The 16,042-nt window shown below is 42.9% G+C and carries 12 protein-coding genes; 7 read left to right on the plus strand and 5 right to left on the minus strand.

The features are described from left to right. Window positions 1–58 precede the first annotated feature (58 nt). From INQ51_RS20690 to INQ51_RS20705, 4 genes are all read right to left on the minus strand, one after another. Window positions 59–1,738 (minus strand): RagB/SusD family nutrient uptake outer membrane protein, encoded by a 1,680-nt coding sequence (locus INQ51_RS20690; protein WP_233379893.1) that lies wholly within the window; start codon window positions 1,736–1,738, stop codon window positions 59–61. 172 nt (window positions 1,739–1,910) lie between these two features. After that, entirely contained in the window at window positions 1,911–5,069 is a 3,159-nt protein-coding gene (locus tag INQ51_RS20695) for a SusC/RagA family TonB-linked outer membrane protein (RefSeq protein ID WP_233379894.1), read from the minus strand. 683 nt (window positions 5,070–5,752) lie between these two features. Further along, window positions 5,753–6,643: a homocysteine S-methyltransferase family protein gene (locus INQ51_RS20700; RefSeq protein ID WP_233379895.1), complete on the minus strand. Its 891-nt coding sequence runs from the start codon at window positions 6,641–6,643 to the stop codon at window positions 5,753–5,755. A gap of 11 nt (window positions 6,644–6,654) precedes the next feature. Beyond that, window positions 6,655–7,323, minus strand: a complete 669-nt coding sequence (locus INQ51_RS20705) for a B12-binding domain-containing protein (protein WP_233379896.1) — start codon at window positions 7,321–7,323, stop codon at window positions 6,655–6,657. Between the two features lie 206 nt (window positions 7,324–7,529). On the opposite strand from INQ51_RS20705, the gene INQ51_RS20710 reads away from it, so the two are divergent. Genes INQ51_RS20710 through INQ51_RS20720 form a run of 3 tightly spaced genes read left to right on the plus strand, consistent with a single transcriptional unit; the run spans window position 7,530 to window position 10,118 of the window. After that, on the plus strand, window positions 7,530–8,888 hold the full coding sequence (locus INQ51_RS20710) for a GntP family permease (protein ID WP_233379897.1): 1,359 nt from the start codon (window positions 7,530–7,532) through the stop codon (window positions 8,886–8,888). Window positions 8,889–8,916: 28 nt separating this feature from the next. Continuing rightward, complete coding sequence (locus INQ51_RS20715; protein ID WP_233379898.1) at window positions 8,917–9,369, plus strand: GNAT family N-acetyltransferase; 453 nt, start codon at window positions 8,917–8,919, stop codon at window positions 9,367–9,369. 5 nt (window positions 9,370–9,374) lie between these two features. Continuing rightward, entirely contained in the window at window positions 9,375–10,118 is a 744-nt protein-coding gene (locus INQ51_RS20720) for a hypothetical protein (protein WP_233379899.1), read from the plus strand. On the opposite strand, the gene INQ51_RS20725 is transcribed toward INQ51_RS20720, so the two are convergent. Further along, window positions 10,115–10,531, minus strand: a complete 417-nt coding sequence (locus INQ51_RS20725) for a zinc ribbon-containing protein (RefSeq protein ID WP_233379900.1) — start codon at window positions 10,529–10,531, stop codon at window positions 10,115–10,117. The two genes, INQ51_RS20720 and INQ51_RS20725, sit on opposite strands and share 4 nt — an antisense overlap. 144 nt (window positions 10,532–10,675) lie before the next feature. On the opposite strand from INQ51_RS20725, the gene INQ51_RS20730 reads away from it, so the two are divergent. The 4 genes from INQ51_RS20730 (at window position 10,676) to INQ51_RS20745 (ending at window position 15,984) form a co-directional block, all read left to right on the plus strand. Further along, a complete protein-coding gene (locus INQ51_RS20730) occupies window positions 10,676–11,239 on the plus strand; it encodes a peroxiredoxin (RefSeq protein ID WP_233379901.1) in 564 nt (187 codons plus the stop codon). Window positions 11,240–11,278: 39 nt separating this feature from the next. Further along, complete coding sequence (locus INQ51_RS20735) at window positions 11,279–11,686, plus strand: hypothetical protein (protein ID WP_233379902.1); 408 nt, start codon at window positions 11,279–11,281, stop codon at window positions 11,684–11,686. Between the two features lie 96 nt (window positions 11,687–11,782). After that, on the plus strand, window positions 11,783–15,130 hold the full coding sequence (gene mfd / locus INQ51_RS20740) for a transcription-repair coupling factor (protein ID WP_233379903.1): 3,348 nt from the start codon (window positions 11,783–11,785) through the stop codon (window positions 15,128–15,130). 137 nt (window positions 15,131–15,267) lie between these two features. Continuing rightward, on the plus strand, window positions 15,268–15,984 hold the full coding sequence (locus INQ51_RS20745) for a hypothetical protein (protein ID WP_233379904.1): 717 nt from the start codon (window positions 15,268–15,270) through the stop codon (window positions 15,982–15,984). Window positions 15,985–16,042 lie beyond the last annotated feature (58 nt).

Raw genomic sequence — 16,042 nt, forward strand, 5'->3', positions numbered from 1 at the left:
GAGGCAATGCCATGTTGCGACATTGCCCCCTTCTAAACTAAATCTAAACCATCTAATTCTAATAGTTATCGTTTTGAACCAACACCCCTCTCGATGTATTAATCGCTTCTAAAGGTATTGGATAGTATTCATTTGTTCCGGTTTTAAAAACAGCGGAGTTCAGGTAAACACGCTTTGCTTTTTCAACCGCTACATAGTCATTCAAAACTTCTGCTGCTATCCCCCATCGTACCAAGTCGAAGAATCTGTGTCCTTCGGATGCAAGTTCCAATCTACGTTCGAAACGAACTGCTTTAATTGCATATTCTTTATTTGGGAAAGAAGTATATTCTCCAATTACATAATTTGCAGCATCGTTACCCTCTGTATTTTTAACAAAGCCTTCCGGATTTGCAGCTCTTCGTCTGATTTGATTAACCAAACCCATGGCCTCTCCTAACTCACTCTTATCAGCATGAATTTCAGCTCTCCATAATAGTACATCCGAATACCTCACTAATGGAGTATTAATTGCGTTATACTGAGGTAAGCCCGCGGCTGAAATTGTACCTTCCTGGTGCTTCCATACTTCATGTTTTTTAGCCACATAAGGACCTCCGTTTGCCTGGTCACGTACCCATCTCATACCCGGCATAGGCCCCCAGCCCAGAAAATCAATTCCTCTGCGACCTACTGTCCAGTCTAATCTTGGATCTACATTGCCGGCATAAGAAGTAAATGCCGCATCAGAAGGAATACCCTGGTCATTTTTCATGTCTTCGTCGTTGAAAGTATCCAGGTAAGGCAAACCATTTTCATCTGTTTTAAAAGCATTAACCAGGTTCTGGCTAGGTTGGAAAAAGCCACAGCATCCACCACCCGGTGCGTCTGCAGCATAAGGATGGTTCAAACGGTTACCCCTGTTTCCGTTAATATAACCTCTGTCGCCATCGTTCACCGAGTTTTGAACTGCAAATACAGATTCCGAGTTATTATTTGTTTCTCCATTAAAGTTGTCGTGGTATTTCTCAACAAGGCTAAATGGCCCGTTTTTGATAATATCATCAAGTATAGGAGCTGCAGCAGTATAATCGTGTTGAAACATATGTGCTTTTGCCAGGTACGCTTTGGCAATCCATGATGTTGCCCGACCGGCGTCCGTTTGTGTATCCGGCAGGTAATCAATAGCCGTTTGAAGATCCGCTTCAATATCAGGCCATGTATCATCGGTATTAGGAATGGCTTCAGTGATGTCTTCGGTGATATAAGGAATATTGTTCCAGATTTTTTTGGCATCCATGTGGTAATGCGCCCTTAAAAAGCGTGCTTCTCCTTCAAGAGGTTTCAACTTATCTACATCCGTTCCATTCTCAATAGCCAGGGTTATTGAATTAATTGTTTGATTACACCTGTAAACTCCCTCGTATATGGCTTGCCATTTACTAATTAGATAAAGATTGGAGGTGTTGGGTGCATAACGTTCAATTTCGTTTAACGGGGGCTGATCCGAAATGGAAGACCCTTTGTAAAAGTCGTCTGATGCAACATCACCTAATGTCCAGTTTGATGCAGGAGCCCAAAAATAGCCAGGATTACCATCGAGCATGGCGTAGGCGCTAACAAGCTGTTGCCCAACCCAATTTTCGTTGATTTCAATCACCCCTTCAGTGAGCGTCCCCTGAGGATTAATATCCAACTTGTTTTCACATGACGCAAATGCAAGAAATGCAATCAGTGATATTATTATGTTTCTTTTCATCTTATTAAATTTGTTTATTCATTTAAGGTTTAAAATGGAACTCCATAATTTTAAGATTGAATTTTTAAATCACATTAATAAATGGTCGTGCTATTTGCCCTTTATTATTGTTCCTTTCCATCTTTTCTGAAGTTCACCATAATGTACTGTGACCTGTCTCAGTATAATTTTCTTAAAGCGTTAGATTAACACCAACAAGAAATGACTTTGCAACCGGATATGCTCCCCTGTCAATACCAATGTCAAGGTTTACGCTGTCGCCGCCATAATTTTGCAGGTTAATTTCCGGATCAAGTCCCGAATATTTAGTCCATGTAATAAGATTTTTAGCCTGAACATAAACCCTAAGCGTGCTAATTCCCAATTTAGAAGTAACTCCCGTATTGAAATTATAACCAAGCTGAATATTTTTTAATCGCAGGTACGAGCCATCTTCAATATAGTCTGTACTGGAACTTGAATAGTGCTGTGCCGGGCTGTTGGTCAGTTTCGGAAGTGTTGCATCCGGGTTTTCAGGCGACCAGGAGTTTAGATACCTGTATGTTTTTGCTCCCGGGAAGCTGTTATAATCTGTAAAGAATTTTGTAAAGTTGTAAATATCATTCCCCTGGCTTCCCTGGAACATCAGTGCAAGATCAAAGTTTTTATAATCCAATGCCAGGTTTAATCCATAGGTAAAATCAGGATGCGGACTGCCTATATAAGTGCGATCTTCATCATTAATTACACCATCTTTTTTTACATCGCGGTATTTAAATGTCCCTATGCCAATTCCATCATAAGTAGCAGCCGCATTAAGTTCTGCTTCATTCTGAATAATGCCGTCGATAACAAATCCGTGGAATGAAGCCAACGGATGACCTGCCTGCGTTCTTGAAGGATACGTTTCGCGGGCGGCATTACCGTTTAGGAAGTACTCCGAATTATCTGTTAAGGTCAGAATTTTGTTTTTATACGACGATATATTACCACTTAAACTAAAGTTTAATTCATTGCCTATAGTACCACTGTATCCGGCAGAAAAATCAAATCCCTTATTTTCCATCGATCCCAGGTTGTCATACGGAGCAGTAACATGTCCGATTAATGTAATGTCCCCGGCACTTCTTAACAGCATGTCTACTGTCTTCGACTGGTAATATTCGAAACTAAAATTTACCTTTTTATCAAAAAGGATTCCGTCAATACCAATATTTTTTGTGGTTGTGGTTTCCCATTTCAGGTTTTCGTTGCCAATAGATGTTAAGTTATATCCGGCAGAAACTGAATTATTATCTCCTGACACTGAATAGTTCGAGGTGTTCAGGTCGTTTCCGTACAGATTGGAAACACGGCCTTCCGGAATACTTTCGTTTCCAAGCTCCCCATAGCCTGCTTTAATTTTCAGATCATTTATAAATGATACATCCTTCATAAATCCTTCCTCCGAAATTCTCCAGGCTACACTATACGAAGGGAAGAAGCCAACCCGATTATCTTTTGAAAACCTGGAAGTAGCATCTCTACGCAATGATAAAGAAAGCAGGTATTTATCAGCAAAAGCGTAATCGATCTTACCAAAAGCAGAGAAATAGGCTCTTTTTGCCCCATTGCCTCCATTTGTACTTGTTCCTGTTCCTGCATCCAGGTATCTGTAATCGATAGCCTCAGTAAAGAACTCTGACCTTGCTGCATTAAATGCTCTAAACTCGTTATTGTAATACTCGGTACCAACAAGGGCATCAATTTTATGGTTGTCAAAAACCTTCGAATAACTCAAAGTGTTAAACCATGTGGTAGATAAGTTCAGGTATGTATTTTCGCTAAGCCTGTTTTCAGATACTGGCTCCGATATTTCCGGGTTTAAAGCAGTAAAAAAGACTCCGTGCTGTGTCCTGTAATCAAGCCCCACATTTGATTTAAAAGTTAATCCTTCCAACAAATCTACTTCGCCATATACATTTCCAAGAACCCTTAGAGCTTTTGTTCCGTTATCCTTGTTCCTTTTTGCAGCCGCAATTGAGTTATAGCCATTTCCCAAACCCGGGCTTTGCGTACCTGCATAATTACCTGCAATGTCGTAAATAGGAAGAATAGGAGCAGCTCTGTAGATAAACGAAATATCCCCGCCAGTTGACTGGTTGCCTCCTGTAGCAACCCTGTCAGAATAAGATACCGTGAATGACTCACCTAATCGGATTTTGTCAGTTGCTTTAAACTCAGAGTTAGCCCTGAATGTATATCTTTTGAAACTCGTCTCTAAAGCAACACCATCTTGATTCAAGACACCAAGACCTACATTGAATTTTGCGGTTTCGGTACCTCCCGACATGCTGAGATTGTAATCTTGTACCAATGCCGGGTTAAAATATTCATCAAACCAGTCGGTTCCTTCTTTGTTTGCTTTGGTAATTTTGTTGGTTAACGCATTATATGTAGACTCATCCGCAGTATTTGCCCCCGCAGGCGTAAGATAGGTTGGCAATACCGGAGTTGCACCACTGCCATATTGAATATGATTTGGTGCTGTACCATCGTTTTTAAAGCGGGTCCATATTAGATCCGCCATCTCCTGAGGTGTAATCATATTCGGAAAATCTGAGTTAGAAACAAAGTCAACCCCCACATTACTGCTGAATTCAACCTTAGACTTGCTGGCATACTTCCCACTTTTAGTGGTAATAATAACTACGCCGTTTGCAGCCCTGAAACCATATATGGCCGCCGATGAAGCATCTTTAAGAATCTGAATCGACTCAATATCGGCTGGATTCAATTGATTTATTCCTGACGTAGTTGGCGTTCCGTCAATCAAGTACAAAGGGTCGTTGTTGTTAATCGTACCAAATCCCCTGATACGAACCAGAGCAGCGCCCCCGGGGCCACCTTCTGAACCAACGTATACACCTGAAGCCTGCCCTTGTAATGCCTGTTCTATGCTAACTGGTGTTACCGATGCAATCTCCTCTGTATTGACCACACTAACTGATCCGGTTATATTCCGGGTCGACTGCTTTGAATAGCCTGTCACGACTACCTCTTCCAGTTCACTCAGGCTTTCTTTCATTGTTACATTAACAACCGTAGAGCCACTAATTACAACTTTTTGGGTTTCCAAGCCAATGTAAGAAAACACCAGTGTTTCTCCCAGAGACGCAGTGATCGTATAATTCCCTTCAAAATCAGATTGGGTACCATTTTGCGTTCCTTCAACAACTACCGTAACTACAGGCAGTGGTTCTCCCTGAGTATCGGTAACTCTACCTGTAATGGTAACTGTTTGTGCCAATATTGCACTCGATGAGAATACAATGCACAACAGAAAAATCAAAATTTTCAGTTTGCTTTTCATAAGTTTTAGATTTAATAAAAAATAATTCAAATAGTTTCGTAGGCGCAACCACTAGCAATAATACCAAGAATACCAACCAATTACGAGACCGCACAAGAAAGGAAGTATCAAATTCAAGAATTTCACAAGCAAGCAATTATATGAAAGTGTCAAATTCAAGAATTTGACACTTTTGCATGGTTACGTTAAAGCCACAAAGGATTACAAAAAGATATTCAGCCCCTCAGAATAATCACGCAAATGCCGATAGACACATCTGCATTTTTCTTATTTCACTGATTTCATTCACGCAGCATAAACCGATTGTCCATAGCTTTTAATACCGTTACAGATCATTTATGCATTACATATATAATCTCGGTTACACTAAAATCCTATCCGTTTTTTTCTGATCTACCAACTCATACACGAGGGAGCAAATTCATTCAGTCTTATCCAAATGCTACGGAAAAATTCCATCGTTTCGCTGAAGACTTTCGCTGTAATACAAATCAGATCAGTTACTTTTCTCCACACAAAACATTCCTTAATGATTTTAAGGCAAAGGGGTTATTCTATTATCAAAAGCCAGGATATAAAATATAAAAAGGAAAATTTGCATTTACGTTTTGAGAGGTCTACTATAATTTCCTCTCGAGGTTGGGTAAACCTTATGCCAGAATGCGCACTACACGCCAAGATTCTTACAATATTAATCTATTAACCACCGCCTCGCGCACCTTGCGGATATGCTCAGGCGTTGTTCCGCAACAACCGCCGATAATATTCGCACCGGCACGCAGCAGTTCTGGGGCAAGCCTCGCCATTTCTTCAGGTGTTTCCGGGAAATGGGTTTCACCGTCGCAATAAACCGGCATTCCGGCGTTGGCATGTACCAGTACCGGCACAGCAGGATTTGCCTTTCTGATTTCCTCCACAATACCGATCATATTGGCAATGCCGTTGCCACAATTGGCGCCTATCAGTTCGGCACCGGCATCAATCAGCGTGTTTACCATATCGGTTGGGGCAATTCCCATCATCGAACGAAATTCTCCGCTAAGCGTTTTTTCAAACGTCATGGTGCAGAAAACTTCGCACTCCGTATTTTCTTTTGCTGCCCGGATGGCAATTCGCGCTTCGTCCAGATCCGTCATCGTTTCGATCATGATTGCATCGGCTCCACCGGCCTCCAGGCCCATCACCTGCTCTTTAAAAGCTTCGTACATCTCGTCTTCACTAACATCGCCCATCATCAGGATTTTTCCGGTAGGCCCCACCGATCCCAACACAAACTTATTGCCCGCCGCTTTGCGACTCAGTTCTGCCGCCGCTTTGTTCAGCTCAAAAACCTTGTCGCCCAAACCATATCTTTCCAGCTTAAAAGAAGTGCCTCCAAAACTGTTGGTTTCCACCATATCAGCACCCGCTTCGACATAACTTTTGGCAATGTCATACACATCATCCGGGTGCGAAAGGTTCCATTCTTCGGGACATTCGCCAACTTTTAATCCCTTTTGCTGAAGAAATGTCCCCCATGCTCCGTCCGACACCAGGATTCTTCCCTGCATTATCAAATCTACTATCTTTCCCATTTCTGAATGTTTTAAGCAACTAACGAATTCAGGTATTCCACCAGGCCCTGCGGATCTGCCGAATAGGCATCGGCGCCAATCCGGTCGCAAAAATCCTGGGTTACCGGCGCACCACCAATCGCAATTTTAGCCTCCGGAATTTCAGCCCGGATCGCTTTGGCAATCCGCTCCATATTTACCATGGTAGTAGTCAGCAATGCCGAAAGCCCCACAATCGCATTTTCATGTTTTTTTAACGCTTCTATAAAAGCTTCGGCTTTTACATCAATTCCCAGGTCAATAACTTCCCAACCATTGCCTTCCACCATCATCGACACCAGGTTTTTGCCAATGTCGTGCAAGTCACCTTCCACCGTACCGATAATAAAGGTTCCTTTTTGCTTTACCTCCCCTGTCAGAAAATACGGTTTAAGATAAATCAATGCCGTGCTCATGGCTTTTGCCGCCATCAGTACCTGCGGAACAAAAACCTTGTTTTCGCGAAACTTTATCCCGATTGTCTCCATTCCGGGCATCAACCCTTTGGTCAAAATATCCTGCGCCGAAACACCTTCTTCCAGCGCCTGCCGCGTGAGTTCATCGGCACCATCCTGATCTTTCATTTGAGGAGGATAAGGCGCTGCCTTGTTAATTTTACCAAATTCCACACATTCGGCAATTTTAGATAAGATCTCGTTCATGGTCGTATTATGTCTGCTTCTGTAAAGATTATGAAATCGTTTAGATAATCGAAATAAAGCACCGCTAAATTTTGAAAAGGACAGGCACAAAATCCACGAAAAAACTTTCGAAGGCCCCCAGAACACTTTTGTTGTGTTCAGCATCTGCCCACGGTTGGAATAAACCGCCTGAAATTCTAACTTTAGCACCACTAAATCATAAACCTATGACTACGCCCTTCCTTTTGTTTATTGTATTTTCAGCGGTAGCGCTGCTTCTTTTCCTGGTACTGAAATTCAAAATCAGCGCTTTTATCTCCTTGCTGATAACGGCCATTTATGTCGGAATTATTTCCGGAATGCCGCTGAAAGACATTTCAACTTCCATACAAGAGGGAATGGCCGGGACATTGGGTTTCGTAGCTACGGTAGTCGGGCTGGGAGCTATTTTCGGGCAAATGCTGGAAAGTTCGGGCGGAGCAGAAGCACTCGCACACTACCTGGTTAAAAAATTTGGCACCGACCGTGCTTCGTGGGCCATGGTTATCACCGGTTTTATTGTAGCCATCCCGGTATTTTTCGATGTTGGTTTTATCATCCTCGTGCCAATTATTTATGCCTTGTCGCGCGACACAAAAAAATCGCTTTTATACTACGGAATTCCCCTGCTGGCTGGTTTAGCTGCAACGCACAGTTTTATACCTCCCACTCCCGGACCGGTGGCAGTAGCCGATATTATTAATGTGCAACTTGGCTGGGTGATTCTTTTTGGCGCCATTATCGGTTTTCCAACCGCAGTAATTGCAGGTCCGGTGTGGGGAAAGTACATTTCAGGAAAAATATACCTCACGCCCCCGCCCGAACTGGAAGCCAACAATGAAAAGTCGTACGATCCGAACGCACTCCCCTCCTTTCGGCTGATTGCTGCGATGATTGCAATCCCTCTGTTACTGATTCTTGTGAATACTTTTACCGGGCTTGCCGTTCAAAAAGAAATAATCGCCCCATCTGTCTGGACAGATTTACTCGAGTTTCTCGGACACCCTTTCACGGCCCTTATTATTGCAACACTGGCAGCCATCTACTTCCTGTGCATCCGCCGCGGAATGGACAGGCAAAAAATACTGGATCTAAGCACCAAAGCACTGGGCCCAGCCGGAATTATCATTCTGATAACAGGTGCGGGTGGCGTGCTCAAACAAATGCTGGTTGACAGCGGAATCGGAAAAATAATGGCCGAATCCATGGCGAATTCAGCGCTTCCGCCCATTGTGCTGGCCTGGCTGCTGGCAGCCGTTGTTCGGGTTACACAAGGCTCTTCAACCGTTGCCATGATCACCGCTGCCGGAATTATTGCTCCCGTTCTCGAGGAATTTGCGTTAAACGATCCGCACCGCGCACTGGTGGTAATTGCCATTGCTTCGGGTGCTACGTTACTTTCACACGTGAACGACAGCGGATTCTGGCTGGTTGGAAAATATTTCGGGATGAACGAAAAACAAACGCTCCGCTCGTGGACCGTCATGGAATCGATCATTGCCGTTTGCGGACTGGTTTTTACCTTGCTGCTGAGTTTATTCTTCTAAATTTGCAGAACACAGTTATTAACAACACATGAAATTCGAATTCAAACATTTTTCGGAGCTTACAAACGAAGAGCTTTACGGCATTATGCAACTTCGCGCAGAAGTTTTTGTAGTGGAACAAAACTGTGTTTACAACGACCTGGACGGCCACGACAAAGAAGCCATTCACCAGTTTTTCACAAAAGACGGAGTTGTGGTTGCCTGCTCCAGGCTTTTAAAACCGGGTGCACGTTTTAGCGATTGTTCGATCGGGCGAGTAGTTGTAAAAGAATCGGAACGGGGAACTGGCCTGGGCATTCAAATGATGGAGGAAGCCAAAGATTATATTTTAAAGGAATGGAAAGCTGAAAAAATCAAAATCAGCGCACAAAAATACCTGCAGAAATTCTACGAAGAGCTTGGATTTGTTGTAATCACCGAAGAATACCTGGAAGACGGCATTCCGCACTTTGGAATGTTACTCGAATATAAAAAGCAGTAACCCAAATGGCAAAAAGCTTTTTTACTGGTCTATTTCTTCTGCTGCTCATCCCCTTGCAACCCAAAGCACAGGATGATCTGACCAACCGCATTTTCAAGCTAAGCTACAACCAGAAATACGACTCGGCAACCGTTCTGCTGACTTCCAATCAGCCAATCATCGATCCCTATTATTATGCCGTGCTCGACATCGATTTGAGTTACTGGAAAAACGTAACCGGAACCGACACTCCCGACTACCAAGCGTTTGAGCAGACTCTCAGTCAATACAACCTCAATTCGGTTGAAACCTTTGATCAAAAGGTAATTCAGCTGATCATGCTTTCTTACCAATTGCGTTATCAGCTAAAACGTTACCATATTTTTGATGCCATATCCACCCGGAAAAAGACATTGCTCCTTTTCAACGAACTAAAGGACCAATCAACACGAGTTAATTCCGACCAACAGGAATTATTTCGCTTGTACAGTGCATTAATCCTGTATTTCGACAATTACCTGAAACCTTTTTTCATCACCAATAAAAAGGAAAACAGAACTGCAGCGCTCGTTAAAATGGAAAAACTCACCCATTCGGAAAACAACATCACTGCCACCCTTTCGACTTATTTTGTCGGAAAAATTTACCTGGATTATGAAAAAGAGTTCCGAAAAGGAGCTCTGCATTTCAAAACACTTAGTGCCGGCTATCCGGCAAACGACCGATTTAAGAAATTATACGAAGACTGTATCCACAAAGCCGCCAATTAATCCCACAAAGCCAGATAAGTGTGATTTCGATGAAAGGTGCGCCGGTGACATTTGGGACAAATCGCTTTTTTTAGGCGGTGAATATTGGTAAGCTTCAGACGCGATTTACATTGATTGCATCTGAATTCTGTTTTGTGTACCACCTCATCATCGTCGTAAACCGTTACTTCAATTTTATCGTGCAGCGTTTTACAGCGCGGACATTTATAAATCTGGAAACCGGCCTTTAAAAACAAAGGCCTGTTTTCCTGCGCCAGCTTTTGCAGCAAGCGATGGGTTTTATAGTGAAAGATCTGCAAAGGCTGCTTTAGGTAGTCGCGCAAAGGCTGGGAATGGACCAGAAACCCGTGTCCCTGGTTAAAATTCTCTTCGTACCCACAGTGATCACATTGATATGAATAAGCTTGCCCCATGCAACAATGATTTTGCTAAAGTTAATCATTTTCAGATGGTTTAAAAACCTTTCAAAGCGACAGAAAGTAGTTTTATAACAGCATTTTGCAAGAACTTTTTTTACTCCTGTTTGTATTAATAGCAATAGTTGAAAAATTGGAATGATGAAAACAATATTTGCACTTATGATACTACTATCGGTTTTTGCAACAAATGCCGCTTCGCAGGAATTGAATCCGGGCGACATGGCTCCTGAATTCATAACACTGGCCGACGACGGAACAAGTTGGGATCTGAAAGATTACGTTGGAAAAAAATTCATCGTTGTGTATTTCTACCCGGCAGCCATGACCGGCGGTTGTACCAAGCAGGCTTGTGCTTACCGCGATTTAAAAACCGAAATCGCCTCTGCCAATGCAATTGTGGTGGGAGTTAGCGGCGACAATGTGGAAGGCCTGGCGCTCTTTAAAAAAGCAAACGACCTGAATTTTACACTTCTTTCGGACGCGGATGGCAGCATTGCAAAAAAATTCGGGGTACCGACACGCGAAGGAGGAAGCATCACCCGCGAAATAGACGGGCATGATTTTGACCTCGTCCGCGGAATTACCGCCAGCAGATGGACATTTATTATCGATAAATCAGGGAAAATCGTCTATAAAAACACCGAAGTAGATGCCACAAAAGACACCCAACAAATATTAGAATTCATCAAAAACAATTCTTAAATTAGCACTGATTTGCAGCCCTGCTTAAAGATTGTGATAATGAAGAAAATAACCTTTCTATTCTTATTAAGCTTTGTGCTGATGTTTGCCAACGAAGCAAGATCCCAGGCAGTAGTAGATTTTTCAAAAACATTAACGTTGCAGATTCCACACCCCGATCGGGATAGTCCCAAGTTAGAAATAGAGGCTCTTAGTTACACCACCGTTGTGTCGCCTTCGGGAAACATTACAAAAATTGCCCACTTCCAACTACCGGACGGTAATTTTCTGATTCCTAAAAACGGCATGAATTACATTGCGTTGACACATCCGCTAACTTTCGACGATGCAGGAAAAGCCATTGAAATTATGGTTGACGACAACGTAAAAATCAACAGTAAAGGAGAGTTCCGGGTAAGGTTCCACTCCAACGGAGCCGGAAATGTATTTCCGAACTGGCCTTGGTAAAAGCGAATTTTATATTTACATACCAAAGGGGCATTATTGCTCCTTTTTTTGTTCCGGACTTTCGGGTAAAAACTATCTTTGCGAAAAATTTTGGTTTTGGAAACCAACCTGTTTCTCCAATATTTCGAAGGGCATCCCGGCTTTTCAAAAGTGAAAAAAAAGCTGTTTGCCCCCCCGGGTGAAAAAGTTCACCTGCAGGGACTTATTGGCTCTGCCAAAACCATTTTGCTCGCCAAACTCTTTCAAAACACCGGAAAGAATTTTGTGGTACTGCTGAACGACCGTGAAGAGGCAGCTTATTTTTACGACGACCTGAATAACCTGGGACTATCGGAGCAAACGCTCTTTTTCCCGTCATCGTACAAACGGTCGGTGCAATACGATCGGCCCGAACAGGAGAACATTGTTCAACGTACCGAAGTACTCAACCTTCTGTCGAAAAAAGAGAATTCCTATTTACTGGTTTCTTACCCTGAGGCTTTGGTTGAAAGGGTGATTTCGAACGAAGGCCTTGAAAACAATACACTGCAGGTAAAAACCGGTGACAAACTCTCGATCGAATTTGTAAACGAATTTTTGTATGAATACGGATTTGAACGTGTTGATTTTGTGTACGAACCGGGGCAGTTTTCAGTACGTGGAAGTATAGTCGATATTTTTTCGTTTTCGCACGAAGATCCGTACCGCATCGATTTTTTTGGTGACGAGATCGATTCAATCCGCAGTTTCGACATTGAAAATCAGCTGTCAAAAAAGCGTTTTGACAAAATAACCATAGTTCCCAATATCCAGGATTCGGAAATAGAAGGCAACCGCGTATCACTGCTGCAGTTTATCCAGGATGATCCGTTTTGGTTCGGCAACAGCCTTCATATTTTTCTCGACCGTGTTTCGGATATTCACCGACAAACCATTATCAGCCGTGAAGAAGAGGATTTTTCAAGCCTGATAATTTCGGGAAACGAACTGGAGAAAGAATTTGCGTCCTTAAGCGTTTTTGATTTTGGTACCGACCTGGCTTTCCCCACTGCTGAAAAAATCAGCTTTTCCCAATCGGCGCAACCGGTTTTCAATAAAAACTTTGAATTACTGGGCGCCAACCTGGTGGAGCACCAAAGCAATAACTACGAGCTTTTTATCCTGTCGAGCCAGGAAAAACAATTTGAGCGTTTACAGGCTATTTTCAAAGATACCAACGTTCGTGTTCGCTTTAACCCTGTTGCTTTTGTTTTGCACGAAGGATTTATCGACCATGACTTAAAAGCATGTTTTTACACTGATCACCAAATATTTGAACGCTACCACCGTTTCAAACTCAAAACCCGGAAAGCGCAGCGGGAAGCCATTTCGTTGCAGGAGTTAAACAAACTTCATCCCGGAGATTATGTGGTGCATATCGATCACGGAATCGGGAAATTTGCCGGGCTGGTAAAAACCGAGGTGAACGGAAAAATGCAGGAAGCCATCCGGTTGGTTTACCGCGACAACGACTCGTTGCTGGTGAGCATTCATTCGTTGCACCGCATTTCGAAATACAAAGGGAAAGACGGCGCAGAGCCCAATATCAACAAACTGGGAACGGGCGCCTGGCAAAAAATGAAAAACCGCACCAAGGCAAAAGTGAAAGACATTGCCAAGGAGCTGATTGCCTTGTACGCCAAACGCAGGGCCGAAGAAGGTTATGCATTTTCGCCCGACTCATATCTGCAAACTGAGCTCGAAGCCTCGTTTATTTACGAAGATACCCCTGACCAGGAAAAAGCAACTTCTGCCGTAAAAAGCGACATGGAGAAAAGCATTCCGATGGATCGCCTGGTATGTGGCGACGTGGGCTTTGGTAAAACCGAAGTAGCCATTCGCGCTGCTTTTAAAGCCGTGGCCGACAGTAAACAGGTGGCGGTTTTGGTACCAACAACCATTCTGGCACTACAGCATTTTAAAACATTTTCAGAGCGTTTGCAGGATTTCCCAGTGAAAATCGACTATGTAAGCCGTTTAAAATCTACTGCCGAGGTAAAAAATTCACTCAAAGAAGTAGCGGACGGTAAAACCGACATTATCATCGGGACACACCGCCTGGTAAGCAAAGATGTGAAATTCTATGACCTTGGCTTGCTCATTGTTGACGAAGAACAAAAATTTGGCGTTTCGGTAAAAGAAAAGCTAAAAGAAATAAAAGTAAACGTTGATACGCTGACGCTTACCGCGACCCCGATTCCGAGAACACTTCAGTTTTCGCTGATGGGAGCACGCGATCTTTCCATTATTCAAACGCCGCCTCCCAACCGTTACCCCATCGTAACCGAGGCACATGGTTTTAACGAACAAATGATTCGCGAAGCCATTGAGTTTGAACTCGACCGGAACGGGCAGGTTTTTGTCATTCACAACCGGGTTCAGAACATCTTTGAAGTGGAAGATGCCATCAAACGAATTGTTCCTGGAGTAAAAACCGTGGTTGGTCACGGACAAATGGACGGCCCGAAGCTTGAAAAGGTAATGCTCGATTTTATCAATGGAAAATTCGATGTTTTAATTGCCACCACCATTATCGAGTCGGGACTTGACATTCCCAATGCCAATACCATCATTATCAACAACGCCCAAAACTTTGGATTGAGCGAATTGCACCAGTTGCGCGGACGTGTTGGCAGATCGAACAAAAAAGCATTTTGTTACCTCATCACACCTCCGCTGGCATCTTTGAGCCCCGAATCCAGGAGAAGAATCCAGGCCATTGAGCAGTTTTCGGAACTTGGCAGTGGCTTTAACATTGCCATGCAGGACCTCGACATTCGCGGGGCCGGAAACATGCTGGGAGCCGAACAAAGCGGTTTTATTGCCGACATTGGTTTTGAAACGTACCACCGCATTCTGAACGAAGCTATCCAGGAATTGAAACAGGAAGAGTTCAGCGAGCTGTTTGCCGAACAGGACGGCAATCAATCACAAGCTTTCCTGAATATTAAATACGTGAACGACTGCGTGATCGACACCGACATGGAGTTGCTCTTTCCCAGCGATTACATCCCCGGAAATGCCGAAAGGATGATGTTGTACCGCGAACTCGACAGTATCGAAAACCAGGAACAGCTGGAACAATATACAAAAGGACTGATCGACCGCTTTGGTACGCTGCCCGCCGAAAGCCGCGAACTGCTGGATGTACTCCCTTTACGCTGGAAAGCCATCGATCTTAGCATGGAAAAGATCATTCTTAAAGAGAAAAAAATGATCTGCTATTTTGTTTCCGATCAGCGTTCCTCTTTTTACCAGTCTGAACGATTTATAAAAATTGTTCAGTACATCCAAAAGGGAAAAACAAAAGGAAAAATGAAGGAAGCCAACGGAAAACTCACACTTTCTTTTGCCAACGTCCCCAACATTGAAACTGCCGATTACATTCTAAAAGAGATAATTACAGACACCATTTCAACAAATTGAATGGGTAACAAAATTTTTTTTCTAAAAAAAACGTTATCCTTACGCAACCAAATCCAATTAGTCGCATCTGTGTAAACAGAGACTAAAAACAGAAGAAGAGTCTTATATTATTTGTTATTAAATTAAATCTTATTCAAATGATTACTATTCAGAAAATTGGAAAGTTATTAATGGTGTTCCTGATCGTAGCAGGGATGGCTTCGTGTAATGATGACGACGACAAGGCACCTTTTGCAGTAATTGGCGAAACCGTGACACTTAAGAAAATGGTTGACGATACAGCCCGCTATGCGGTTGCTTATTATGCCTATGGAAACTACGCTATGACTTCAGCTTCCGTAAAATTTCCCTCAGGAGATTCAATTGCGCTAAGTGCCATGGAAGGTTACAAACAAACCTTTTACAAAGATCCAGCTTCAGCTGATTATTCAAAAGACACTCCGGAAGAAGGTACATTTACTTTCTCTGTAGTTAACGAAGGAATTAAGCACACAGCAACTGACAAATTGGATGTGAAAGACTTTGACATTCCTACCATTACAGAAGTTACTGCCAATACCGGTAATACCTCTATTACCGTTAAATGGGACAAAGTAACCAATGCCGACGGTTATGTAATACGTTTAAAGAATGATGAAGACAAAGTAATTTTCTCTGCATTTGCCCCGAATACCTCGGTCAATTTTGTTATTAGTAGCAGTACCGGGTTAAAAGAGACACTTGTATCGGGAGAAACGTACACAGTAGATTTCCAAGCGTTGCTATATGAAGATACGGCAACTGAAGCGGATCGTGCCTGGAACGTTGAGATGATCTCAATGACAAGTGAAGATGTTGTATACGCTAGCAATTAGCATCAACCGATAGAGACTAAAACCAGCTGAATATCAGCTGGTTTTTTTTATGTCCAAA

The sequence above is a fragment of the Maribellus sp. CM-23 genome, assembly GCF_021354595.1.
Taxonomy (GTDB): Bacteria; Bacteroidota; Bacteroidia; order Bacteroidales; family Prolixibacteraceae; genus Draconibacterium.

Bases quoted from the DNA above. Each gene is read 5' to 3' on its own strand.
- INQ51_RS20690 (WP_233379893.1), bottom strand. From the start codon at position 1,738: ATGAAAAGAAACATAATAATATCACTGATTGCATTTCTTGCATTTGCG.
- INQ51_RS20695 (WP_233379894.1), bottom strand. From the start codon at position 5,069: ATGAAAAGCAAACTGAAAATTTTGATTTTTCTGTTGTGCATTGTATTC.
- INQ51_RS20700 (WP_233379895.1), bottom strand. From the start codon at position 6,643: ATGGGAAAGATAGTAGATTTGATAATGCAGGGAAGAATCCTGGTGTCG.
- INQ51_RS20705 (WP_233379896.1), bottom strand. From the start codon at position 7,323: ATGAACGAGATCTTATCTAAAATTGCCGAATGTGTGGAATTTGGTAAA.
- INQ51_RS20710 (WP_233379897.1), top strand. From the start codon at position 7,530: ATGACTACGCCCTTCCTTTTGTTTATTGTATTTTCAGCGGTAGCGCTG.
- INQ51_RS20715 (WP_233379898.1), top strand. From the start codon at position 8,917: ATGAAATTCGAATTCAAACATTTTTCGGAGCTTACAAACGAAGAGCTT.
- INQ51_RS20720 (WP_233379899.1), top strand. From the start codon at position 9,375: ATGGCAAAAAGCTTTTTTACTGGTCTATTTCTTCTGCTGCTCATCCCC.
- INQ51_RS20725 (WP_233379900.1), bottom strand. From the start codon at position 10,531: ATGGGGCAAGCTTATTCATATCAATGTGATCACTGTGGGTACGAAGAG.
- INQ51_RS20730 (WP_233379901.1), top strand. From the start codon at position 10,676: ATGAAAACAATATTTGCACTTATGATACTACTATCGGTTTTTGCAACA.
- INQ51_RS20735 (WP_233379902.1), top strand. From the start codon at position 11,279: ATGAAGAAAATAACCTTTCTATTCTTATTAAGCTTTGTGCTGATGTTT.
- INQ51_RS20745 (WP_233379904.1), top strand. From the start codon at position 15,268: ATGATTACTATTCAGAAAATTGGAAAGTTATTAATGGTGTTCCTGATC.